Source organism: Paraburkholderia sp. GAS32, assembly GCF_050434225.1.
Classification (GTDB): Bacteria; Pseudomonadota; Gammaproteobacteria; order Burkholderiales; family Burkholderiaceae; genus Paraburkholderia; species Paraburkholderia madseniana.
Genome location: NZ_JBNPVS010000040.1, coordinates 53,277 through 76,217, shown reverse-complemented (window position 1 = coordinate 76,217; position 22,941 = coordinate 53,277). Strand labels below are relative to the sequence as shown.

At 62.6% G+C, this 22,941-nt stretch carries 19 protein-coding genes and 1 tRNA gene; 16 read left to right on the top strand and 4 right to left on the bottom strand.

Annotated features, from left to right (window positions below; translation table 11 throughout):
• The first annotated feature begins 374 nt into the window (after positions 1–374).
• On the top strand, positions 375–2,243 hold the full coding sequence (locus tag P3T25_RS35690) for a phosphoenolpyruvate carboxykinase (GTP) (RefSeq protein WP_429361769.1): 1,869 nt from the start codon (positions 375–377) through the stop codon (positions 2,241–2,243).
• A 342-nt stretch (positions 2,244–2,585) separates the two neighbouring features.
• Entirely contained in the window at positions 2,586–3,686 is a 1,101-nt protein-coding gene (locus P3T25_RS35685) for a LysR family transcriptional regulator (protein WP_097390881.1), read from the top strand.
• Between the two features lie 147 nt (positions 3,687–3,833).
• Here the strand turns inward: P3T25_RS35685 and P3T25_RS35680 are convergent, their stop codons facing one another.
• From P3T25_RS35680 to dprA, 3 genes are all read right to left on the bottom strand, one after another.
• A complete protein-coding gene (locus P3T25_RS35680; protein ID WP_171925230.1) occupies positions 3,834–6,512 on the bottom strand; it encodes a DNA topoisomerase III in 2,679 nt (892 codons plus the stop codon).
• Positions 6,513–6,761: 249 nt separating this feature from the next.
• Entirely contained in the window at positions 6,762–7,139 is a 378-nt protein-coding gene (locus P3T25_RS35675) for a thioredoxin family protein (protein ID WP_097390883.1), read from the bottom strand.
• A gap of 89 nt (positions 7,140–7,228) precedes the next feature.
• Positions 7,229–8,491 carry a DNA-processing protein DprA gene (dprA, locus tag P3T25_RS35670; RefSeq protein WP_429361766.1) on the bottom strand — a complete coding sequence of 421 codons (1,263 nt, stop codon included), beginning with the start codon at positions 8,489–8,491 and terminating at the stop codon, positions 7,229–7,231.
• A 243-nt stretch (positions 8,492–8,734) separates the two neighbouring features.
• Here dprA and def point away from each other — a divergent pair, with 243 nt between their 5' ends.
• The 14 genes from def (at position 8,735) to P3T25_RS35600 (ending at position 21,608) form a co-directional block, all read left to right on the top strand.
• The gene (gene def / locus P3T25_RS35665; protein WP_154559666.1) at positions 8,735–9,238 is read left to right on the top strand and encodes a peptide deformylase; all 504 of its coding nucleotides are present in this window, start codon (positions 8,735–8,737) and stop codon (positions 9,236–9,238) included.
• 30 nt (positions 9,239–9,268) lie between these two features.
• Positions 9,269–10,255 (top strand): methionyl-tRNA formyltransferase, encoded by a 987-nt coding sequence (gene fmt, locus P3T25_RS35660; RefSeq protein ID WP_171925228.1) that lies wholly within the window; start codon positions 9,269–9,271, stop codon positions 10,253–10,255.
• Positions 10,256–10,368: 113 nt separating this feature from the next.
• Positions 10,369–11,010 carry a LysE family translocator gene (locus P3T25_RS35655; protein WP_266240714.1) on the top strand — a complete coding sequence of 214 codons (642 nt, stop codon included), beginning with the start codon at positions 10,369–10,371 and terminating at the stop codon, positions 11,008–11,010.
• 103 nt (positions 11,011–11,113) lie between these two features.
• The gene (htpX, locus tag P3T25_RS35650; protein ID WP_054037107.1) at positions 11,114–11,971 is read left to right on the top strand and encodes a zinc metalloprotease HtpX; all 858 of its coding nucleotides are present in this window, start codon (positions 11,114–11,116) and stop codon (positions 11,969–11,971) included.
• A 298-nt stretch (positions 11,972–12,269) separates the two neighbouring features.
• Positions 12,270–13,709 carry a 16S rRNA (cytosine(967)-C(5))-methyltransferase RsmB gene (gene rsmB, locus P3T25_RS35645; RefSeq protein WP_171925226.1) on the top strand — a complete coding sequence of 480 codons (1,440 nt, stop codon included), beginning with the start codon at positions 12,270–12,272 and terminating at the stop codon, positions 13,707–13,709.
• The gene (locus tag P3T25_RS35640; RefSeq protein ID WP_054037187.1) at positions 13,706–14,305 is read left to right on the top strand and encodes a DUF4390 domain-containing protein; all 600 of its coding nucleotides are present in this window, start codon (positions 13,706–13,708) and stop codon (positions 14,303–14,305) included. The genes rsmB and P3T25_RS35640 overlap by 4 nt, the downstream gene beginning before the upstream one ends.
• Positions 14,295–16,709, top strand: coding sequence for a sensor histidine kinase (locus tag P3T25_RS35635; RefSeq protein ID WP_171925225.1), 2,415 nt, complete (start codon positions 14,295–14,297; stop codon positions 16,707–16,709). The genes P3T25_RS35640 and P3T25_RS35635 overlap by 11 nt, the downstream gene beginning before the upstream one ends.
• On the top strand, positions 16,710–17,399 hold the full coding sequence (gene esaR, locus P3T25_RS35630) for a response regulator transcription factor EsaR (RefSeq protein WP_054037109.1): 690 nt from the start codon (positions 16,710–16,712) through the stop codon (positions 17,397–17,399).
• Between the two features lie 97 nt (positions 17,400–17,496).
• Positions 17,497–17,572: transfer RNA gene (locus P3T25_RS35625), tRNA-Phe, on the top strand.
• Positions 17,573–18,009: 437 nt separating this feature from the next.
• Positions 18,010–18,741, top strand: coding sequence for a 7-cyano-7-deazaguanine synthase QueC (queC, locus tag P3T25_RS35620; protein ID WP_054037110.1), 732 nt, complete (start codon positions 18,010–18,012; stop codon positions 18,739–18,741).
• 85 nt (positions 18,742–18,826) lie between these two features.
• Positions 18,827–19,459: a 7-carboxy-7-deazaguanine synthase gene (gene queE, locus P3T25_RS35615; RefSeq protein ID WP_154559671.1), complete on the top strand. Its 633-nt coding sequence runs from the start codon at positions 18,827–18,829 to the stop codon at positions 19,457–19,459.
• A gap of 9 nt (positions 19,460–19,468) precedes the next feature.
• Complete coding sequence (queD, locus tag P3T25_RS35610; protein WP_093634683.1) at positions 19,469–19,912, top strand: 6-carboxytetrahydropterin synthase QueD; 444 nt, start codon at positions 19,469–19,471, stop codon at positions 19,910–19,912.
• 212 nt (positions 19,913–20,124) lie between these two features.
• The gene (locus P3T25_RS35605; RefSeq protein ID WP_171925224.1) at positions 20,125–20,907 is read left to right on the top strand and encodes an HpcH/HpaI aldolase family protein; all 783 of its coding nucleotides are present in this window, start codon (positions 20,125–20,127) and stop codon (positions 20,905–20,907) included.
• A complete protein-coding gene (locus P3T25_RS35600; RefSeq protein ID WP_372342461.1) occupies positions 20,904–21,608 on the top strand; it encodes a tetratricopeptide repeat protein in 705 nt (234 codons plus the stop codon). Before P3T25_RS35605 ends, P3T25_RS35600 begins: the two co-directional genes overlap by 4 nt.
• A gap of 175 nt (positions 21,609–21,783) precedes the next feature.
• On the opposite strand, the gene rodA is transcribed toward P3T25_RS35600, so the two are convergent.
• Positions 21,784–22,932, bottom strand: coding sequence for a rod shape-determining protein RodA (gene rodA / locus P3T25_RS35595; RefSeq protein ID WP_429361760.1), 1,149 nt, complete (start codon positions 22,930–22,932; stop codon positions 21,784–21,786).
• Positions 22,933–22,941: the final 9 nt, after the last annotated feature.

The following is a 22,941-nucleotide window of genomic DNA, read 5'->3' as shown; positions in this document are numbered from 1 at the left end:
ATGTGTCTTGCGGCGCACCATAGCGGTGCGGAACGGAGTGTTATGCTGACTGTCCCACCATGTGACCCAGGTCACATGCCGGTCTGGCTGGATGCCTTACCGTAGAAGTTGCCGCGTAGAACGGCAGCGCCACGGCAAGGCCGATTGACATCGTTTTTAACAGTTTGTTGCGTGTTGAGGCAAGTCGCTTTACAGACGGTTGCAGAAGGCCGTCGGCGGGAACCTCCGTGCAACAGGCTGTGTGGCCCATGATGACCTGCACAAATTGCGCGTCGGCTTGTAGAAATGTCGTCGCGATGAATTGAACGCCTCTCGCATGCAGCGTCACTGGGCTTGTACCGTTTTTCTATTGCTTTCAAAACGGAGACAGGTCGATGAATCATCCCTCATTCGAAGGACAGCCCACTATAGAGGCGTCCGCAGGGGCGCCCGAATGGGTCAAGCACCGAAAACTGATCGACTGGGTCCAGCGCGTTGCCGCCAGGACCAAGCCCGATCGAATCGTCTGGTGCGACGGTTCACAGGAAGAGTACGACCGCCTGTGTGCCCAGATGGTCGAAGCCGGTACCCTCAAGAAGCTCAATCCTGCCAAACGTCCCAATTCCTATCTGGCATGGTCCGATCCGTCGGACGTGGCGCGTGTCGAAGACCGTACCTTCATCTGCTCGCAGCGTCGTGAAGATGCCGGGCCAACCAACAACTGGATCGAACCGGCTGAGATGCGCTCGACGCTCAACGGCCTCTTCGACGGCGCCATGCGCGGCCGCACCATGTATGTGGTGCCGTTCTCGATGGGGCCTCTCGGTTCGCCGATCGCGCACGTCGGCGTCGAGTTGAGCGACAGCGCGTACGTGGTGACCAACATGCGCATCATGACGCGCATGGGTCGCAAGGTGTACGAGGTGCTGGGCGAAGACGGCGAGTTCGTGCCGTGCGTGCACTCGGTCGGCGCGCCGCTTGCGGCGGGCGCGAAAGACGTGCCGTGGCCGTGCAACGAGACCAAATACATCGTCCATTTCCCCGAATCGCGCGAGATCTGGAGCTACGGCTCAGGCTACGGCGGCAATGCGCTGCTCGGCAAGAAGTGCTTCGCGCTGCGCATCGCCTCCACGATGGGCCGCGACGAAGGCTGGCTCGCCGAACACATGCTGATTCTCGGCGTGACGTCGCCGCAAGGACATAAGCATCATGTCGCGGCGGCGTTTCCGTCGGCTTGCGGCAAGACCAACTTCGCGATGCTGATTCCGCCGGAAGGTCTGAATGGCTGGAAAATCTCCACGATCGGCGACGATATTGCGTGGATCAAGCCGGGTAAGGACGGCCGTCTGTACGCGATCAACCCGGAGGCGGGGTATTTCGGCGTCGCGCCGGGCACGAGCGAAAAGACCAACTTCAACGCAATGGCCACGTTGAAGGAAAACGTCATCTTCACGAACGTCGCGCTGACCGACGACGGCGACGTCTGGTGGGAGGGCATGACCGACGAGCCGCCCGCGCACCTGATCGACTGGCAGGGCAAGGACTGGACGCCGGCGAGCGCGAAGGAGAGCGGGCGCAAGGCCGCGCACCCGAACGCACGGTTCACGGCGCCGGCTTCGCAATGTCCGTCGATCGATGCCGACTGGGAGAACCCGGCAGGTGTTGCGATTGACGCGTTCATTTTCGGCGGCCGCCGTTCGACCACCGTGCCACTCGTCACGGAAGCGCGCAACTGGGTCGAAGGCGTCTACATGGCGGCCACCATGGGCTCGGAAACGACCGCGGCGGCGGCGGGGCAGCAGGGCGTGGTGCGCCGCGACCCGTTCGCAATGCTGCCGTTCTGCGGCTACAACATGAGCGACTACTTCGGGCACTGGCTGAAAACCGGCGAGCGTCTCGAGAAACTGAACGCAAAGCTGCCGAAGATCTTCTGCGTCAACTGGTTCCGCAAGGGCGCGGACGGCAAGTTCGTCTGGCCGGGCTTCGGCGAGAACATGCGCGTGTTGAGCTGGATGGTCGGGCGCATCGAAGGCAAGGCGCAAGGTGAAGAGCACGCGTTCGGCGTGTCGCCGCACTATGAAGACATCGACTGGCGCGGCCTGGATTTCAGCCGCGAGCAATTCCAGCAGGTGATCTCGGTCGACGACGCAGCTTGGCGCGCCGAACTCGCGCTCCATACCGAGCTATTTGACACGTTGCAGCAAGGCCTGCCGCCGGCTTTGACGCAGACCAAGCTCACACTCGAAGGAAAGCTCGCTGCCTGACTAGGTGAGCGGTCACTTCGCACAGAAGCCGCCTTCGGGCGGTTTTTCTTTGCCGGTCCGACGCCGCGTCGGGATTTTTTCTGATTTCACAATGCCGAGACGACCGTTGCATCTGTTCGAACAAAAAAGACAGTGCAAGCTGCGGTGCAGCAGATTGTTGCTCTCATCGGAACAATCGAGATGCGTGCCCTACATTGAGGGACACAGTCGCACAAATATCGACAATATTTCGGCTTTCGCGGGCAACTTCTGCACGATTTCGCGAGTCGTAGGAGAATTCCAAGTTCGCTTCACTGGTTTTCACTAATTGTCAGGAAGCAGTAACACGGCAGGAGTTGTCTTATGGATCATTTGCAGTCGATGCGAGTTTTCGTCAAAGTGGCGGATCTCGGCAGTTTTGCCCGCGCTGCGAGCGCGATGGATATTTCCAACGCAGTTGCCACCCGTCACGTTGCCGATCTCGAAGGCCGTCTTGGTACGCGGCTGCTCAATCGCACAACCCGCAGCTTGTCTCTGACCGAATCCGGCCAGGTTTATCTCGAGCGCGCGCGCCAGATTCTCGACGAACTGGAAGACGTCGAGCAGATGGTGGTCGCGCGCAATCACGAACCCGTCGGCACGCTGCGCATAGTCGCACCGGTCGTGTTTGGGTTGCATAACCTTGCGCCCGTGCTGCAAACCTACGCGGAGCGCTATCCGAAAGTCATTCCCGATGTCACGCTGGTCGACCGTCAGGTTGATCTGGTCGAAGAAGGTTTCGACGTCGGTGTGGTGGTCACGCGGCAGATGCGCAGCGCGAGCATTGTCACGCGGCGCTTGACCACCGGTTGCATGACGGTATGCGCGACGCCCGCGTATCTGGAAAAGCACGGCACGCCCACGCGCCCCGAACATCTGCTCGAGCATCCGTGCCTGAGCTTGCCGTCCGAGTATTGGGGCGACGAGCGGGTGTTCACGGGTTCGGAAGGCGAAGTGCGCGTGCGGCCGGTCAACGTCATCGTGGCGAACAACACGGAGATGCTGCGGCAGTTCGCGTTGCTCGGCATGGGCATCGCGATTCTGCCGAGCTACCTGATCGGCCGCGACATGACGCGCGGCAGGCTCGTGCGTTTGCTCGGCGATTTCCGTTTGCCGCAGGTCGAGATCAACATCGCGTATCCGAGCCGCCGTCACTTGCCGGCGAAGGTGCGAACGTTTATCGATCATCTGGTCGAGCATTTCAGCCAGACGCCGAATAGTCTGCTCGGTGAGCAGTGGATCAAGGACGGGCTTGGCAGGCCCGCTACGTCCGCCGCGCTCGATTCAGCGGACCCCATGCCGCCGGAAGCGTTCGATGGCGCTGAGCCACTGTCACGGCTGCTGGATAGCGAGTTGTCGCCGCTGCCGAAGACTTTGGCAAAGACGACGAATCGTCCGCGGCCTACCGCTCTGTCGCCGCTGTAACTAGTCGGGCGATGGCGCCGGCAGCGCTTGAGGCAAGCGCTGCCGGGCCGACAAATAAAAAGGCGCAGTCACGGAAGTGACTGCGCCTTTTTTATCGGCAAGTTCGAAGCTGGCTGGAAGCAGAATACCCTCCAGCCTCCGCCCGAATTACGAGCCCGTCTTGCGTGCTACTGCTTTCTTAGCCGGCGCCTTCTTGGCAGCGGCGGTCTTTTTCGCAGCCGCCGTCTTCGTAGCGGGCACTTTCTTCGCTGCGGCCTTTTTGGCGGGCACTGCCTTCACTGCGACCGGTGCGTCTTCGTCATCAGACTCCGGCGCTGCCTTCGCTGCAGTCTTGGCCGCCGCGGTTTTCGCTGCGGTCTTGGCCGACGGCTCTTTCTTCTCGAATTCGAAGCCGATCTTGCCGTCGTTCTGCTTGACGAGGAACGCCTTGAAGTTGCGGCCGGTGCGCGACGACTTGAAGTTCGTCAGCAGATCGGTGCGTCCTTCCTCGAGCAACTTCGCCATCTGCTCACGCGCGATTTCCTGCTGCAGAATCACCTTGCCCGAGCGGAAATCACAAGTCTTCGGATTCGCGACCGAGTTCTCGCAGACATAGCTCATACCGTGTTCGAACACGCGGCCCTTGCACTTCGGGCACGCGCCGACCGCCTCTTGATCGGAGAAGTCAGGCGGTTCGCCGTCTTCGCCGCCCGAATCCTGACCGAAGTCGAATTCGAGCTTGTAGTTCTTGATCTCGTCATCGAGCGAAAGCTTGAGGATCGCGGAGAACGGACGGCCCATCTTGCTGCGGAAACCCGACAGCGGTCCGATCGTCTTGTTCTGCAGCAGCTCTTCAACTTCCGGGATTTCGAACTGACGGCCGCCCGGAATCTTCGAGATCGAAAACTCGCACTTCGAGCATGCAAAGCGCCGATAGTTTTCCTTCACCTGACCGCCGCAATTCGGACACGGCGTCTGCAACGTCGCGTAATCGCCGGGGATCGTGTCGGAATCGTATTCCTTCGCGCGCTTGACGATGGTTTGCGTCATGCGGGCGATTTCCTGCATGAACGCGTCGCGCGGCAGGTTGCCACGCTCCATCTGCGAGAGCTTGTATTCCCACTCGCCGGTCAATTCCGGCGCGGTCAGTTCCTTCACGCCGAGACCGCGCAGCAGCGTCATCAACTGGAATGCTTTGGCAGTCGGAATCAGATCGCGGCCTTCGCGGATCAGATACTTTTCGCCAAGCAGCCCTTCGATGATGGCGGCGCGCGTGGCCGGCGTGCCGAGCCCCTTGGCCGCCATGGCTTCGCGCAATTCGTCGTCTTCGACCAGCTTGCCCGCGCCTTCCATGGCCGACAGCAAGGTCGCTTCGTTGTAGCGTGCGGGCGGTTTCGTCACCAGTTGCTGGGCGGCGATCTTGTCCGTCTTGACCTTCTCGTCCTTCTGCACCGGCACGAGGTTCGCGTCTTCGCCGCTGATTTCGCGGCCATAGACCTGCAACCAGCCCGGTTCGACCAGCACCTTGCCTTCAGTCTTGAAGTGATGGCCGACCACTTCCGTGATCCGCGTCGTTACTCGATATTCCGCGGCCGGGAAGAACACCGACAGGAAGCGCTTCACGACCAGGTCGTAGAGCTTCTGTTCCGGCTCGGACAGATTCTTCGGCGCCTGCGCCGTCGGGATGATTGCGAAGTGGTCGCTGATCTTCGAATTATCGAAGATGCGCTTGTTCGGCTTCACCCAACCCTTGTCGAGCACCTGCTTGGCGTACGGGAGATAGTTGTTGCTCTCCTTGAGCATGCCAAGCGTTTCCTTGACCGTATCCATATAGTCTTCCGGCAACGCGCGCGCGTCGGTCCGGGGATAGGTCAGCACCTTGTGCTTTTCGTACAACGCCTGAGCGAGACCCAGCGTGTTCTTCGCCGAGAAGCCGAAGCGGCCGTTGGCCTCGCGCTGCAAGCTGGTCAGGTCGAACAGTGCCGGCGACAGTTGCGTGGACGGCTTCGATTCTTCGGTTACCTTGCCGATCTGGCCGCGGCAGGCGGCGACGATCGTTTCGGCCGCGGGCAGTGCCCACAGACGCGAATCGCGTTTTTCCGGATCGAACTCGTCGCGCTTGAATTGCGGATCGAACCAGCGGCCTTCGTAGAAACCGGCTGCGCAGACGAACTCCGCCTTCACTTCCCAGTAATCGCGCGGCACGAAGCGGCGAATCTTTTCTTCGCGCTCGACGACGATCGACAGCGTCGGCGTCTGCACCCGCCCAACCGTGGTCAGGAAGAAGCCGCCGCCCTTGCTGTTGAACGCGGTCATGGCGCGCGTGCCGTTGATGCCGACCAGCCAGTCCGCTTCCGAACGGCAGCGTGCCGCATCCGCGAGCGGCTGCATTTCTTCGTCGCTACGCAGACGGGCAAAGCCGTCGCGAATCGAGCCGGCGGTCATCGACTGAAGCCACAGACGCTGTACCGGTTGCTTGGCTTTCGCGTGCTGCGCGATCAGGCGGAAAATCAGCTCGCCCTCGCGCCCCGCGTCACATGCGTTGATCAGGCGATCGACGTCTTTACGCTTGAGCAGCTTGGTCAGCACCTTCAGGCGCGACTCGCTCTTGGCGATCGGATTCAGATCGAAATGCGGCGGAATGACGGGCAGGTTGGCGAAACTCCACTTGCCGCGTTTGACTTCATAGTCTTCGGGCGCGGCGATTTCCAGCAAGTGGCCGACTGCCGAGGAAAGGACGTAGTCGTCGCTTTCGTAGTATTCGTCATGCTTGGTAAAGCCGCCCAAAGCGCGCGCGATGTCGTTCGCGACGGAAGGCTTTTCGGCGATGATCAGTGCTTTGGACATGACTCGATGTGAGGTTGGTAGATCCGGGTTGATGGCCTTGAGTGCGCATTTATTAGCGCGACCCTCGTTTGCGACCTTTGCGACCCAATAACGACCGCTTTATAGCACACGGCGCCAGCGCGGCGTGTCAAGTGCCATAAAAAGCGCGCCATGATAATTGCGCGCTCAGTAACTGGGCAAGCTGCGGAAAACGCGCTGTGTGTCGCTCGCAACGCCCGTGCCGCAAGGTTCAGCGGCTGGCGCCCACATTCACGCGACGGCGAGCGCGGGCCGCAGTTTGGGCGCGCCGCTGACGCCCGGCACGGCCGTTAGATCGGACAACATCCGCTCCACAATCGCCGCCTGCGGCAAAACCGTGCCAAAAAAACGTGTCGTTACTGAGTCTTCGATCAGGATGGTCGGGAAATTTTCGACATCCAGATCGTCGAAGCGGTCCGCATGGGTTTCGATGTCGATCCATGCGAAACAGATCTCCGGATGCTTATCGGCCAGCCGGTCGAAGGCGTCCCGATACTCACGACAGGTTCCGCACCACTCCGCGCACAGGCAGGCCACGAACAGCGTGTCGGGTTCGTTGACGCGCTCGGCGATCCGGTCTTGGTCGGTGTCGAGATTCAGCGCGGGCATGGTGGTTCCTTGCGTACTTTTGTCAGGTGCTTTGGCGCGAATGTAGCATGGCCGATCCCGAATGGTGGTCAACCCTGGTCGATGCGGGGTCAGCCGTGGGTGGCTCGCGTGAAGCGGCCGCCGGGCAGCGCGGTCACCTGGCCGGCGAGTTCGAGCTGCAGCAGCGTGTTTTGCAATGCCGCGTCCCCCATCTCGGTGCGGGTGGCAAGAATTTCAAGCGTGGCGGGGGCGTGACCGAGTGCGTCGAGGAGTTGCAACGCCTCTGCGCTCATGGCCGGCGGGGCCGCGGATGCTGCCGGCGCAGCCGTCAATTCCGGCTGAGTCGCGGCTGAGGCTGGCGCGGCTGCCGAATCCGGTTGATCTGCCACCGACGCCAGCCCCGTTGAGGAATTTCGCCAGCCCGCCTCGCCGTCCCAAAGAACGGCTTGCCCGCTGGCGGCCTTCGTTGCCACGGGCCTCGAGACGCCCAGTTCCTCCAACACCTCATCGGGCGTTTCCACCAGCTTGGCGCCCTGCTTGATGATCCGATGGCAACCGCGCGACAACGGCGCATGGATCGAGCCGGGCAACGCGAAGATATCGCGCCCCATTTCATTGGCGAGCCGCGCCGTGATCAGCGAGCCCGAGCGCATGGCGGCCTCGACGATCACAACCCCGCTGACGAGGCCGGCGATCAAGCGGTTACGCTGTGGAAAATTGGCGGCGCGCGCCGGTGTGCCGAGCGGCCATTCCGACAGGATCGCGCCTTGCATTGCAATCTGCCGCGCCAGTGCATGATGCGCGGCCGGATACACGAGGTCCGCGCCGGTGCCGATTACGGCCACCGTGCTACCGACGCCTTCCAGGCCGCCCCGATGCGCGGCACCGTCGATGCCCAGCGCGAGCCCCGATACGATCGTGACACCGGCCTGCGAAAGCTCGCGCGCGAAACGCTCCGCATCCTCAGCGCCTTGCGGTGTCGCGCTGCGGCTGCCAACCAGCGCGACCGCCCTCGTATGCAACAGATCCAGCCGGCCCTTTATATATAGTAGTGGCGGCGGATCGGGCATGGTCAGCAACGCGGGCGGGTAGGCGGGATCGTCGAGTGTCACCACGTGGTTGCCGGGCAGCTCGCGCCATGCGATTACCGCGTCGAGTTGCGCATCGAAATCTGGGCTGGACGGCGCCAGCACGGCGCGCGCCGCGGCCTCGCCCGCGATCCCGGCAAGTGCCTCGGGCGATTGATTGAAGATCGCTTCCGGCAGTCCGAAAGCGCCCAGAAGTAGGCGCAGGGCAGCGGGCTTCAGCCCCGGCGCGAGCGAAAGCCGCAGCCAGGCGGCGAGTTCAATATCGGTTGCGGGCAAGGTATGCATTGACGGTCGATCCTCTTACGGAGCCAGCGGGCAGGCGGGCGCCATGCTAAAATTTTCATCATCCGAAATAACTGCAGCGCCGCGCCCACCCGCGCGGGCTCGTCGTTCGGCGCACGTGGCGCGTTGAATCGAACCGGTTCGACAGCCTCTATCCTCTGCGTAACGCGATGTGCCCACAACCTGGCCGAATGGCCAACGCTAGCCTTCCACCGGCAGCGGCGCCGAAAAAACACACTCAAGATCATGGCTTTACTGAACATTCTCAATTACCCGGACAAGCGGTTGCACAAGATTGCGAAGCCGGTCGAAGCGGTCAACGACCGCATCCGCCGGCTCGTCGCCGACATGGCCGAAACGATGTATGGCGCGCCCGGCGTCGGCCTCGCGGCGACCCAGGTGGACGTGCATGAACGCGTGATCGTGATCGACGTGTCGGAAACGCACGACGAGCTACTCGCCTTCATCAATCCGGAAATCATCTGGTCGAGCGACGAGAAGAAGTTGTCGGAAGAGGGCTGCCTCTCGGTACCAGGCATTTACGATAACGTCGAGCGCGCCGAGAAAGTGCGCGTGCGGGCGCTGAACGAGAAGGGCGAGACCTTCGAGCTGGATTGCGAAGGCTTGCTGGCCGTTTGCATTCAACACGAAATGGATCACCTGATGGGCCGCGTGTTCGTCGAGTACCTGTCGTCGCTCAAGCAGACGCGCATCAAGAGCAAGATGAAGAAGCTCGCCCACGCGATGTAACGCGCGTCCACCTCGCCTACTGCCCCCTTCATGAGTCATTCGTTGCGCGTCATCTTTGCCGGTACGCCGGAGTTCGCCGCGGCCGCGCTTGCCGCGATTCACAGCGCCGGTTTTCCGGTGCCGCTCGTGCTGACTCAGCCCGACCGGCCCGCGGGACGCGGGATGAAATTGCAGGCGAGTCCGGTCAAACGCTACGCGCAGGAACACGGGCTTGCTGTGGCGCAGCCGCCTTCGCTGCGCCGCGCCGGCAAATATCCGGCCGAGGCCACCGCCGCGATCGATCAACTGCGCGCCACGCCGCACGACGTGATGGTGGTGGCCGCATATGGTCTGATCCTGCCTCAGGAAGTGCTCGATATTCCGCCGCTGGGTTGCATCAACATTCACGGGTCGCTGTTGCCGCGCTGGCGCGGCGCCGCGCCGATCCACCGTGCGATCGAGGCGGGCGACACGGAAACCGGTATCACGCTGATGCAGATGGACGTCGGCCTCGATACCGGCGCGATGATTTCCGAAGTGCGCACACCGATTTCCGCCGACGACACGACGGCCACGCTCCACGACCGCCTCGCACAGGACGGCGCGAAGCTGATCGTCGAAGCACTGATCGAACTCGAGCGTAGCGGCAAGCTGGCGGCAACGCCGCAACCCGCGGACGGCGTGACTTACGCGGAAAAGATCGGCAAGCACGAGGCTGCACTCGACTGGAGTAAGCCAGCCACGGTCCTTGCGCGTCAGGTGCGCGCGTTCGACCCGTTCCCCGGCGGCGTGGGCACGCTGGAAGACGGTACGTCGATCAAGATCTGGGCGGCGGTCCCGGTCGAGGCGCAAGGCAACACAGCGCCCGGCACGATCGCCGACGTTTCTCCGGAAGGCGTCGTGGTTGCCTGTGGCGAAGGCGCCCTGCGTCTCACGCAATTGCAAAAACCCGGCGGCAAGCGCTTGCCGGTGCGCGAATTCCTGGCCGGCGCCACGCTGGCCGCGGGTCAGCGTTTCCAGCTTCCCGAAACAAAATAACCGCCTTGCGCATAGCTTGAACATCGTCCATTCGGCCGATGTTCAAGAGCCCCGCTGCAAGTCTGCAGCGCGTTAGAATCCTCTATGCAACAGCCCGCGTTTAGAGGATCTCCATGTTTGGCATCACCCATTTCGAGTTTTTCGTCGTCGCGGTCTTTCTGCTGAATGTGACGCCCGGTCCCGATACGGCTTACATCGTCGGGCGCAGCGTCGCACAGGGTCGTGGCGCAGGGCTGATGTCCGCGCTCGGCATCTCCGCCGGTTGCTGCGTTCATTCGCTTGCCTGCGCGTTCGGCCTGACGGCGCTGCTGGCCGCTTCGGCCACCGCATTCACCGTTATCAAGTTCGTCGGTGCTATTTATCTGATGTATCTCGGCCTGCGCCTGATTTTCGCGAAGCCGGCGGCAGACCAGGCGGTGGGTGAAGCGCGCGCGGCCGGCGCGCCGAAATCATTGCGTCAGTTGTTCCTGCAAGGCTTCTGGACCAATGTGCTGAATCCCAAGGTCGTGCTGTTCTTCGTGTCGTTCTTTCCGCAATTCGTCACAACGGGCAGCGACCATAAAGCGCTGGCGTTCCTCACGCTCGGCGGAGTGTTCGTCGTGATGAGCATGATCTGGAACAGTTTTGTCGCGTGGGTTGCCGGCAGCGTGACCCAGCGCTTCTCCGGCCAGCCCTTGATGAAGCGGTGGCTGGATCGCGGCGTCGGCAGCGCATTCGTCGGCTTGGGCATCAAGCTCGCCACCGCATCAAGATGATTGAATTTTCCTCACGCGCCCATATCTAACATTTCGCTTACAATCAGCCGCCGCGATCACGCGGCGCAGATATGAACCCGCGTTAGGGCAAGGAGTAGCAGACATGTTCAATTGGGTCAAAACCGCGATGTTGATGGCCGCGATCACGGCCCTTTTCATCGTGATCGGCGGGATGATCGGCGGGTCGCGCGGCATGACGATCGCGCTCGTGATCGCCCTTGGGATGAATTTCTTTTCGTACTGGTTCTCGGACAAGATGGTCCTGCGCATGTACAACGCGCAGGAAGTCGACGAAAACAGTGCGCCGCAGTTCTATCGCATGGTGCGCGAGCTTTCCACGCGTGCCGGCCTGCCAATGCCGCGCGTCTACCTGATCAACGAAGACGCGCCGAACGCGTTTGCTACCGGCCGCAATCCGGAGCATGCGGCTGTCGCCGCCACCACGGGCATCCTGCGCGTGTTGTCTGAGCGCGAAATGCGCGGCGTGATGGCGCACGAACTGGCGCACGTGAAGCACCGCGACATTCTGATCTCCACGGTTTCGGCGACCATGGCCGGCGCCATTTCCGCACTGGCGAACTTCGCGATGTTCTTCGGCAGCCGTGACGAAAACGGCCGTCCGACGAACCCGATCGCGGGCATCGCTGTCGCGTTGCTCGCGCCGATCGCCGGCGCGCTGATTCAGATGGCGATTTCGCGTGCGCGTGAATTCGAAGCGGACCGCGGCGGCGCGCAGATTTCCGGCGATCCGCAGGCGCTCGCCTCGGCGCTCGACAAGATCCATCGCTACGCGAGCGGCATTCCGTTCCCCACGGCCGAGCAGCATCCGGCCACCGCGCAGATGATGATCATGAATCCGCTGTCGGGCGGCGGCATCGCGAATCTGTTCTCGACGCACCCGGCCACCGAGGAACGCATCGCGCGTTTGATGGAAATGGCGCGCACGGGGCGCTTCGAGTAACGGTGCACTGATCCGGCGATCCGGCAATCCGGCGTGACGAAAGGCGAGTCTGCGGGCTCGCCTTTTTGCTTATGCGGCCGGAACCGCAGATTAGTAGCGGCACGACCGGATCCGGCCAATGCGGAGCACTTTCGCTCCGGGCGCAGCGTCGCTTGCCCCCCGATGCGAGGCCTCGCCCTATTGCTCGCGCCTCGGCTGGCGCGGCTACGCGCCACCCTCGGCGGCCTTCGCCCCGCGCCACGCTACAATGTGTGCTGTTTGCGCCGCGCGTACCGCACGGCCTGCCTTTGCCTTTTTCATGACTCCAAAGCCTTCTTCGCGTTCTGCTTCCCCATCGACGCGTCCGCGCGAATCCCGTTTGACGATGCTGCATCTCGCGCCCGAATCGCTCGGTTTCGTGCTCGACTGCGCGGGCCAGGCCGTCGGCGCCGTGCGCCTCGGCGCGGCGTTGCCGGCCGCGTTGCAATCCGTATTCGTCTCCGCGCCTGAAGGCAGCGCCGCCGCTGCGCGCGGCGCGGTGCAGGACATCGCGTACCGCACCATGCGGCGTCTGGCGACCGCCGAGTGGCTGATCGCGAAGCTGGTGAAGAAGGCGCCGCCGCCGCACGTCGGTCATGTGCTCGCCTGCGCGCTCGCTTTGCTCGTCGACGATGAAGAGAACGCCGCCTATGCGCCGTTCACGGTTGTCGATCAGGCGGTGAGCGCCATCGCCGCGCGTCGTGAATTCGCGTTCGCAAAGGGTCTCGTCAACGCCGTGCTGCGTAATTTCCTGCGCGAGCGTGAGGCGCTGCTGAGCGCAGCGCAAGCTGACGAAGTTGCGCGCTGGAACTACCCGGCGTGGTGGATCGATGCTGTGAAGCGCGCGTGGCCCGACGCATGGCAAGCCGTGCTCGCCTCCGGCAACACGCAGGGTCCGCTGACATTGCGCGTCAACGCGCGCCGCTCGACAGTCGACGCCTATCTGCAGGTACTGCAGGACCATCACATTCCCGCGAGCAGGGCCGGCGAATACGCCGTCAAGCTCACCACGCCGATGTCCGTCGACCGGATCCCCGGCTTCAACGACGGAGTGGTGTCGGTGCAAGACGCCGGCGCGCAACTCGCTGCGCAACTGCTCGGCGTGCGTGACGGCATGCGAGTGCTCGACGCGTGCGCGGCGCCTGGCGGCAAAACCGGCCATCTGCTCGAACTTGCCAACTTGCAGCTCGTGGCGCTCGAAAGCGACGCATCGCGCGCGCGTCGCATCGGTGAAAACTTGCAGCGGCTCAAGCTCGAAGCGGAAGTGCGTATCGGCGACGCGGGTGCGCCCGCAAAATGGCACGACGACATCGACCAGCCGTTCGACCGCATTCTGGCCGACGTGCCGTGTTCGGCCTCGGGCATCGTGCGGCGTCACCCGGATATTCGCTGGCTGCGTCGCGCGTCGGATATTCCCGCGCTGGTCGCCGAGCAGCGCCGTATTCTCGAGGCGCTATGGCCACTCGTGAAGCCAGGCGGCGAGTTGCTCTACGTTACGTGTTCGATCTTCCCCGAAGAAGGCGAGTTGCAGGCGCAGTGGTTTGGAAACAAGTACCAGGATGCGGTACGATTGGACGCGCCGGGGCAACTTTTACCCTCAGTTGCCCGCGCGCCCGCCGGCACATCGGCCGGGTCCCATGCCGGACATGCCGCTGAAGACAGCGCCGGCTCGAACTCAGACCACGACGGATTTTTCTACGCGCGCTTTCAGAAACGGTGACCATCAAACGCTTCTTCCCGCTTCGGCTCGCTGCCGTGCTCTGGATCGTGCTGGCCGTGTGGCTCGCCGTACCGGGCGCGGCGTACGCCGATTCGATCGCGGTGCAGCGCGCGTCGCTGCAATCGGACAACACCGGCTGGAGCATCGACGCGCGTTTCGACTTCGACCTGAACAGCAATCTCGAAGACGCCGTCAACAAAGGCATTCCGCTGTACTTCACGACAGACTTCGAGCTGAGCCGGCCGCGCTGGTACTGGTTCGACGAACAGCCGGTGAGCGTATCGCAGAGCATTCGCCTGTCGTTCCAGCCGCTCACGCGTGAGTATCGTGTGTCGAGCGTGTCGTCGGGTGGCTTGCAGCTCGGCTTCACGACGCTGAAAGATGCGCTCGCGGTGATCAAGCACATCACGTCGTGGCACGTGATCGACCGCAATCAGGTGCATGTCGGGGAGACGTACAACGCGTCGGTGCGCATGCAACTCGACATCGCGCTAATGCCCAAGCCGTTCCAGATCGACGCGGTGAACAACCGCGACTGGAGCCTCTCGTCGGAGTGGAAACGCTTTACCTTCACGGTGACCGAACGTGCTAAATAGAGTGCGCCAAGCCACCAGCGTCAGCAGCATCGTCGTGCGCGTGCTGGTGTCCACGGTCGCCGTGACGGCCGTGCTGCTGCTCGTGCTGCTTGCAGCGGCGAGCGCGAATACCGAATTTTTCGACCGCTATTACCAGTGGCTGTACGCGGCCAATCTCGTGGTCGCGATGATCTTTTTGCTGGTGGTGGCGACGCTCGTCATCATCATCATTGCGCGGCTTAGAAAAGGTAAGTTCGGCACCCGGCTGTTAGCGAAACTCGCGTTCTTCATGGCGCTGGTCGGCGTGGTGCCGGGCGGCATCATTTACGTGGTCTCGTATCAGTTCGTATCGCGCAGTATCGAGTCGTGGTTCGACGTGAACGTCGAAACCGCGTTGACCTCGGGCCTGAATCTCGGCCGCGGCATGCTCGACGCGTCGCTATCCGATCTGCAGACCAAGGGCCGCCTGATGTCCGAGCAGCTGGCGAGCGCGGACGCCGCCGGCACCACGCTCACGCTGCTGCGCTTGCGCGATCAGTTCGGCGTGCAGGACGCGACGATCGTCGAACCCACGCGCAGCATGTCGGGCGCGACGCCGGACATGCACGTGGTCGCGCAGGCGTCCGGCAATTACGCGACACTCGTGTCGAACGACTTACCCACGCCATTGATGATCGATCAGGCGCGTGGCCGCGGCTATGCGGCGATCGAAGGGGAAGTCGACGGCGATCCGCGCGCGCACGGCAGCAAGGGCGCGTTGCGGCTGCGCGTCGTGCAGCGCATTCCCGATTCGAACGCGTCGCTGCTGCAGCCCACCGAGCGCTTCCTGCAGCTCACGCAGCCGGTGTCGCCGTCGCTCGCGCGTAACGCCGACGCAGTGCAGCGGGCTTATCGCGAATATCAGGAGAAGGCGCTTGGCCGTACCGGCTTGCGCAAGATGTACATCGGCACGCTGACGCTCGCGCTGTTCCTTGCCACCTTCATCGCGATGATGCTGGCGCTTGCGCTCGGCAATCAGCTTGCGCGACCGTTGTTCCTGCTCGCGCAGGGCACCAAGGAAGTGACCGAGGGCGACTACACGCCAAAGCGCGAAATCAAATCGCGTGACGAACTGGGCTTCCTCACGCAGTCGTTCAACGCGATGACGCGGCAGCTCTCCGAAGCGCGCGCGGCGGTCGAGAACAACCGGATCGCGCTCGAGCATTCGAAAGCCTATCTGGAAAGCATTCTCGCGAACCTGACCGCGGGTGTGTTCGTGTTCGACCGGCAGTTCCGTCTCACCACCGCAAACCGCGGCGCCGAGCGGATTTTCCGTCAGCAGTTCCAGGAGGTGCTGGGTTCGGCGCTCGAGCAGATTGGCGTGTTGAGCGAATTCGGCGGCATGGTGCGCAAGGCCTTCGCCGATCGCGAGGCCGCAAGCGGCGACGGTCACGACGACCGCGGCCACTGGCAGCAGCAGTTCTCGGTGCAGGTGCCGGGCGAAACCGAGCCGCTCACCTTGCTCGTGCGCGGCGCGCGTCTTGTGTCCGCCACCGATCGCGATGCGGAAGACATGCAGACCTCCGGCTACGTCGTCGTGTTCGACGATATTTCGGATGTGATCTCCGCGCAGCGTTCGATCGCCTGGGGCGAAGTCGCGCGGCGTCTCGCGCACGAGATCAAGAACCCGCTCACGCCGATCCAGTTGTCCGCCGAGCGTTTGCAGATGAAACTCGCCGACAAGCTGTCGCCCTCGGATGCCGATGTGCTGAAGCGCGGCGCGACCACTATCGTCAATCAGGTCGCGGCGATGAAGCAGATGGTCGACAATTTCCGCGACTATGCACGCACGCCCCCTGCAGTGCTCGCGCATCTGCAACTGAACGAACTGGTCAGCGAGGTGCTCACGCTGTACGGTATCGAAGAAGGCAAGGGCGCAATTCAGGTAGAGCTCGCGGATTTGCCGGCGATTCGCGGCGACGCGACACAATTGCGACAGGTAATTCACAACCTGCTGCAGAATGCACAGGATGCCGTGGCCGACGTCGAACAACCGCGTGTGTTGCTCGAGACGAGGACAGTAGAATACGGAGACCCCGACGCGGAAGGCAAAGTACACGTCGCGGTGCGTCTGACAGTGTCGGATAACGGACCGGGCTTCCCCGCGCGTATCCTGACACGTGCATTCGAACCTTACGTGACGACCAAGGCCAAAGGTACGGGCCTCGGTCTTGCGATGGTCAAGAAGATCGTCGACGAACACGGCGCGCGCATCGACATTCGCAACCGCATGAAAGCGGGCGATGTGATTGAAGGCGCGCAGATATCGATCCTCTTCCTTCAACTGGCAGACGATGCCGCGGCACCTGGAGCAGGGTCGCGGCCGGCGCATGGCAATGCGTCGCAGGGAACGACAAAAGCAACAGTGCAGACAAGGGCAGCGTAAATGGCAACCATCCTGGTGGTAGATGATGAAATGGGGATCCGGGAATTGCTCTCGGAGATCCTGAGCGACGAGGGGCATGTCGTGGAGGCCGCGGAAAACGCGCAGGAAGCGCGCGAATTCCGCTTGCGCCAGGCGCCGGACCTGGTGCTGCTCGACATCTGGATGCCCGATACGGACGGCGTCACCTTGCTCAAAGAATGGGCCGCGCAGGGGCAGCTGACCATGCCGGTGATCATGATGTCCGGTCACGCAACCATCGATACGGCGGTTGAAGCAACCAAGATCGGCGCACTCAATTTCCTCGAGAAGCCGATTGCGTTGCAGAAGCTGCTGAAGGCAGTCGAGCAGGGCCTCGCCCGCGGCAATGCGGTCGGTGCACCGGGCGGCGCGGTCGCCAAGCCGGCGTTGCCGGTCAGCGCTTCGGCCGTGGCTTCGGCGGCTGCGTTGCCGATGCTGTCGTCGGATGGCATGGGCAGCGGCGCGTTGGCTGCGCAAACGGCGTCGATCTCGTTCGACATCCCGTTGCGCGATGCGCGCGATGCGTTCGAGCGTGCTTACTTCGAATATCACCTCGCGCGCGAGAATGGCAGCATGACGCGCGTCGCGGAAAAGACGGGTCTCGAACGCACGCACTTGTATCGCAAGCTCAAGCAGCTCGGTGTCGATCTCGGTAAGAACAAAGGGGAGTGAAGGGCCTGCGCAATGCGTGCAGATTCGGGCGCGGCAGATTTTTTCGAGAGGGGGCTTGCCGTGCTGCTGACCCTTTGATATCATTTCGTTCTTCGTTGGCCCGGTAGCTCAGTTGGTAGAGCAGCGGATTGAAAATCCGCGTGTCGATGGTTCGATTCCGTCCCAGGCCACCAGGATTCAGCCCCAGGAAATCGCAAGATTCCTGGGGCTTTTCCTTTTTTGTCCCGTTTCTGATGGGCATGGCCAGCGTGCCTCCGCGGCGGGTGCGCTCGGCGGCATTGGGCGTCGCGTGATAAAATTGCGCCAGTTCAAGGACTTGCATGCGAGGGTGCTGTAGGCGTTCCACTGGCGCGCCACCGCACCAAACGCGTCTTTTCGTATCCTGAAGCGGCGCCTTTTGCGCACTCTGCCGCAACACGGCAAGGCCGCAACAGGTGCCGAACCCTTCGCCCGACGATTAACGGTATAAGCGCCCAGCGACTCTGCATGCGGAAGGCGCGGCCTATACTGCTTTGGGCCGGCAGCAGTGCCGGCACGCGTCGCGCCGCGTTGCTTGCATGGCGCACCTCGCGCAGCGCGACGTGGCACTCATCATTCACGGAGTTTCACGGTGATCCGCAAAGACGCTAAACGTAGCGCTCTGGTGCTGTTTTCCGGCGGCCAGGATTCCGCCACGTGCCTCGCCTGGGCCCTCGAACGCTATGAAACAGTCGAGACGCTGGGCTTCGATTATGGCCAGCGGCACCGAGTCGAACTCGAATGCCGCGAAGGGTTTCGTAACGCGGTGACGCGGACATTTCCGGCGTGGGCCGACCGCCTCGGCGAAGATCACATGATCGATCTGTCGGTGCTCGGCTCGATCAGCGATACCGCGATGACGCGCGAAATCGAGATTCACGCCACGGCGAACGGTTTGCCGAATACGTTCGTGCCGGGCCGCAATCTGATGTTCATGACGATCGCCGCGGCCATCGCCTATCGGCGTGGTTTGCAGGTGCTGGTTGGCGGCATGTGCGAGACGGACTTCTCGGGCTACCCCGATTGCCGCGACGACACGATGAAGGCATTGCAGGTCGCGCTGAACCTCGGCATGGATACGCGCTTCCTGCTCGAAACGCCGCTGATGTGGCTCGATAAGGCCGACACGTGGCGTCTCGCGCACGAGTTGGGCGGCGACGAACTGGTCGAACTGGTGCGCGTCGAAACGCACACCTGCTATGTCGGCGAGCGCGCCGAGTTGCATGCATGGGGTTTCGGCTGCGGCGAATGCCCGGCGTGCCGCTTGCGCAAGCGCGGTTACGAAGCGTATCTGGCCGGTGAGAAGGTGACCGAGCCGGTCTGACGCTCACCGAAGTTTTACGCTGGCGCACCGTGCGAACGGGCGCGGCGCAGGCAATTATTTTCAGGAACACAAGGCAGAAAGCAGCATGACTTACGCGGTCAAGGAAATCTTCTACACATTGCAGGGCGAGGGTGCGAATGCCGGGCGTCCGGCCGTGTTCTGCCGGTTCGCCGGTTGCAATCTGTGGTCGGGCCGCGAAGAAGATCGTGCGGATGCGGTCTGCCGTTTCTGCGATACGGACTTCGTCGGGACCGATGGTGAGAACGGCGGCAAGTACCGTACGCCGGAAGATCTGGTGCAGATGATCGCGTCGCAATGGCCGGAAGGCGAGGGCGAACGCTTCGTGGTCTGCACGGGCGGTGAGCCGATGTTGCAGATCGATCAGCCGTTCGTCGATGCGCTGCATGCCGCCGGCTTCGAAATCGCCATCGAAACCAACGGCTCGCTGCCGGTGCTCGAGACGATCGACTGGATCTGCGTGAGCCCGAAGGCCGATGCGCCGCTCGTCGTCACCAAGGGCAACGAACTGAAGGTCGTGATTCCGCAGGACAACCAGCGTTTGTCCGAGTATGCGAAGCTCGACTTCGAGTATTTCCTCGTCCAGCCGATGGACGGCCCGTCGCGCGACCTCAACACCAAGCTCGCGATCGACTGGTGCAAACGCCATCCGCAATGGCGCCTGTCGATGCAGACCCACAAGTATCTGAACATTCCCTGATTTGCCGTGCTGACGATTACACGAAAACTCGAATTCGACGCGGGCCACCGCATCCCCGATCACCGCAGCCAGTGCCGTAATCTGCACGGCCATCGCTATGTGCTCGAAATCACGCTGCAAGGCGACCTGGTCGATACCGAAGGCGCGCCGGATCGCGGCATGGTGATGGACTTCGCCGACGTGAAGTCGCTCGCGGTCGAGCATCTGGTCGACAAGTGGGACCATGCGTTCCTCGTCTACGAAGGCGATACACAGGTGCGCGGTTTTCTGGAAACCATGGCGGGACACAAGACGGTCGTGCTCGATCGCATCCCGACCGTTGAAAATCTCGCCGCCGTCGCGTTCGATATCCTCGCGAACGTCTACGACGCGCATTACGGCGTGAATCTGCGTTTGCATAAGGTGCGTCTGTTCGAGACGCCGAATTGCTGGGCCGACGTGGTCCGCGATTAAGTTCAGGGCCGCGCGACTCGAGCCCGCGGCCCAACCCCCGCGTTATTGTCACGGTATGATCGCTCCGATAACCACATGGAGCGAGACATGCCGGTCACCGCATTGCGTCGCAGCAGGCATTCAGGCCGTCACGGCCCGGGCGTTGGCCTGTTCGGCTGCGCCATCCTCACCCGCGTTTCAGGCGATGTGTCCCATCGCCAGGGAGCGCGGCAATGAGCACCTTCACAAATCCCCTCAAGCAACGTCTTAAAGAAGCCGATACGCAGTTCGGGCTGTGGCTTTCGCTCGGTAGCGATTCTGCAGCCGAGGCGCTCGCGCACGCCGGTTTCGACTGGTTGCTGATCGACATGGAGCATGCGCCGAACGATAGCGGTGACGTTACGTCGCAATTGCGCGCGATCGCCGCGGCGCATCTGCCGAGCGAGCCCGTTGTACGCGTGCCTGCCAGCGAGGCGTGGCTCGTCAAGCGCGTGCTCGACGCCGGCGCCCGCACGCTGATGTTCCCGAATATCGAAACCGCGGAAGAGGCGGCACAGGCCGTGCGTCTGACGCAGTATCCGACCGCCGATGCACTCGACGGTCAGCGCGGTGTGGCCGGCGCGGTGCGGGCGGCTGCGTATGGCATGCGGCGCGACTACGTGCAATCCGCCAACGCGCAGATCGCGACCATCGTGCAGATCGAGTCGGCGCGCGGCCTGCAGGAAGTGGAGAAGATCGCGGCTACGCCGGGCGTCGATTGCCTGTTCGTCGGACCGGCCGATCTCGCCGCGAGCCTCGGCCACCTCGGCGATTCGAAGCATGCCGACGTGCAGGCGGCGATGGCGCGCATTGTCAGCGCCGCCGACAAGGCTGGCATCGCCGCGGGAATTTTTGCTATGGATGTCGCGAGCGCAAAGCAGCATCGCGATGCCGGTTTTCGTTTTATCGCCCTGGCCGCCGACGTCATGTGGATGTTGCGCGCGACCCGCCAGGCGTTGCAGGAGGTGAGGACATGAAGGGGATGGTGCAGTGCGTCGTGGTGCGTCTGGCGGTTACCGCGGCGTTGATGGCGAATGTGACGGCGTTTGCGCAGGACAATCGCGTCGCGAAGTCGAGCGATCCGGAGACGCAAACCGCGGTCGCCGATTACAACGCGGGCAATATGGGCGCGGCGCTTGCTGAGTTCCGTAAAGCGGCGGAGCACGGCAGCCGGCTGGCCGAGTTCAACTACGCGATGATGTTGCTCAACGGTGAAGGCACCAAAGCCAATGTCGACGAAGGCAAGAAGTGGTTGCGCAAAGCCGCCGACGCCAACATGTCGCACGCGCAGTACGTGTACGGCAAGATGTACGACGACGGCGAGTTCGTCGGGCGTGATCCGGTCGAAGCGCACCGGTGGTTCCTGAGGGCCGCGCAGCAGGGGCACGTGCAGGCGGAACTCGCGTTGGCCAACCAGTTTCTCGATGGCCGTGGCACGACTCGCGATAACCAGCAGGCGTTTGTCTGGTACAAGAAGGCCGCGCAAGGCGGCGACATGACCGCGCAGTACGTGACCGGCTCGTTCTACGAACGTGGCGGCGACGGCGTGGACAAGAACCTGAACGTGGCGCGTGCGTACTACGCGGCAGCGGCGGCACAGGGCGATCCGGCGGCCAAGCTCAAGTATCAGCAACTGAGCGCGCAATTGCGGGATCAGAAAGAAGTGAAACCGCAGTAGATGAGACCGCATTAAATGAAAAAGGGGCGCTCCTGACGGTGCGCCCCTTTTCTTTATCGGGCCTGCTGTGGTCTGCTTCGACTTTGCCTCATTTGGCTCGGCATCCCTCGGTTTTGCTGCCTTCGGCTGCGCAGTCTGCACCTTGGGACCTTTGGGACCTACGCCCAGCCCCGCTCTAACTCTGCATCAACCGCTTCTGCCGCGCGACGCTCATGATGAGCCCGATCGCGACCCCCAGCGTAGTCAGCGCAGTGCCGCCGTAACTCATGAACGGCAAGGGCACGCCGACCACCGGCAAGATCCCGCTCACCATACCGATGTTGACGAACGCATAGGTGAAGAACGCCATCGTCAGCGATCCGGCCAGCAGCCGCCCAAACAGCGTCGCCCCATTGGCGGCGATATACAAACCGCGCGCGATCAGCAGCATATAAAGCGTGAGCAGCACGATCCCGCCCGCCAGCCCGAACTCCTCGGAAAACACCGCGAAGATGAAGTCAGTGTGCTTCTCGGGGATGAACTCCAAGTGCGCCTGGGTACCCTTCAGCCAGCCCTTGCCGAGCGGGCCGCCCGAGCCGATTGCAATCACCGCCTGGATCGTGTGGAAACCCTTGCCAAGCGGATCGGACGTCGGATCCAGCAGCGTACAGATACGGTGCTTCTGATAATCGTGCATCAGCGGCCACTGCACTTCCGGCTGACAGATCTTGTCCTGGAACGCCGCGATCGAGCCGACCGCGATCACGCCGGCAATCAGCACCGGCACGATCAGCTTGAAACTCAACCCCGCGAAGTAAATCACGAAGAGGCCGGCCGCGAACACCAGCACGGCGGTGCCCAGGTCAGGCTGCTTGGCGATCAAACCGACCGGCACGATCAGGATCAGGAAGCCGACCAGAAAGTCGTACCAGCGCATCACGCCTTCGCGGCGCTGGTAGTACCAGGCGAGCATCAGCGGCGTGGCGATCTTCAGAATTTCCGATGGCTGGATCACCACGCCGACGTTGATCCAGCGCTTCGCGCCCTTGCGCGTGAGGCCGAACAGCGCCACGGCCACCAGTAACGCGATCCCGAACGTATAAAGCGGAACCGCGAAGCGCATCAGTGTGGTGGGCGGCACATTGGCCAGCGCCCACATCAGCACGAACGTCAGCATGATGTTGCGCAGTTGGTCTTCCACGCGGCCGGGCATGTCCAGCGTCGCGCTGTAAAGCGTGATGATGCCGACGCACAGCAGCAGAAACACGATCAGGGCGAGCGCACGGTCGAAGCCCACGAACATCCGCTTGATGCGGTCGAGCCAGGCGCGCTTGTCGAATTGCATGCCTTTCTC

Coding starts and splice junctions, on each gene's coding strand:
- P3T25_RS35690 (WP_429361769.1), top strand. CDS start 375: ATGAATCATCCCTCATTCGAAGGACAGCCCACTATAGAGGCGTCCGCA.
- P3T25_RS35685 (WP_097390881.1), top strand. CDS start 2,586: ATGGATCATTTGCAGTCGATGCGAGTTTTCGTCAAAGTGGCGGATCTC.
- P3T25_RS35680 (WP_171925230.1), bottom strand. CDS start 6,512: ATGTCCAAAGCACTGATCATCGCCGAAAAGCCTTCCGTCGCGAACGAC.
- P3T25_RS35675 (WP_097390883.1), bottom strand. CDS start 7,139: ATGCCCGCGCTGAATCTCGACACCGACCAAGACCGGATCGCCGAGCGC.
- dprA (WP_429361766.1), bottom strand. CDS start 8,491: ATGCATACCTTGCCCGCAACCGATATTGAACTCGCCGCCTGGCTGCGG.
- def (WP_154559666.1), top strand. CDS start 8,735: ATGGCTTTACTGAACATTCTCAATTACCCGGACAAGCGGTTGCACAAG.
- fmt (WP_171925228.1), top strand. CDS start 9,269: ATGAGTCATTCGTTGCGCGTCATCTTTGCCGGTACGCCGGAGTTCGCC.
- P3T25_RS35655 (WP_266240714.1), top strand. CDS start 10,369: ATGTTTGGCATCACCCATTTCGAGTTTTTCGTCGTCGCGGTCTTTCTG.
- htpX (WP_054037107.1), top strand. CDS start 11,114: ATGTTCAATTGGGTCAAAACCGCGATGTTGATGGCCGCGATCACGGCC.
- rsmB (WP_171925226.1), top strand. CDS start 12,270: ATGACTCCAAAGCCTTCTTCGCGTTCTGCTTCCCCATCGACGCGTCCG.
- esaR (WP_054037109.1), top strand. CDS start 16,710: ATGGCAACCATCCTGGTGGTAGATGATGAAATGGGGATCCGGGAATTG.
- queE (WP_154559671.1), top strand. CDS start 18,827: ATGACTTACGCGGTCAAGGAAATCTTCTACACATTGCAGGGCGAGGGT.
- P3T25_RS35605 (WP_171925224.1), top strand. CDS start 20,125: ATGAGCACCTTCACAAATCCCCTCAAGCAACGTCTTAAAGAAGCCGAT.
- P3T25_RS35600 (WP_372342461.1), top strand. CDS start 20,904: ATGAAGGGGATGGTGCAGTGCGTCGTGGTGCGTCTGGCGGTTACCGCG.
- rodA (WP_429361760.1), bottom strand. CDS start 22,932: ATGCAATTCGACAAGCGCGCCTGGCTCGACCGCATCAAGCGGATGTTC.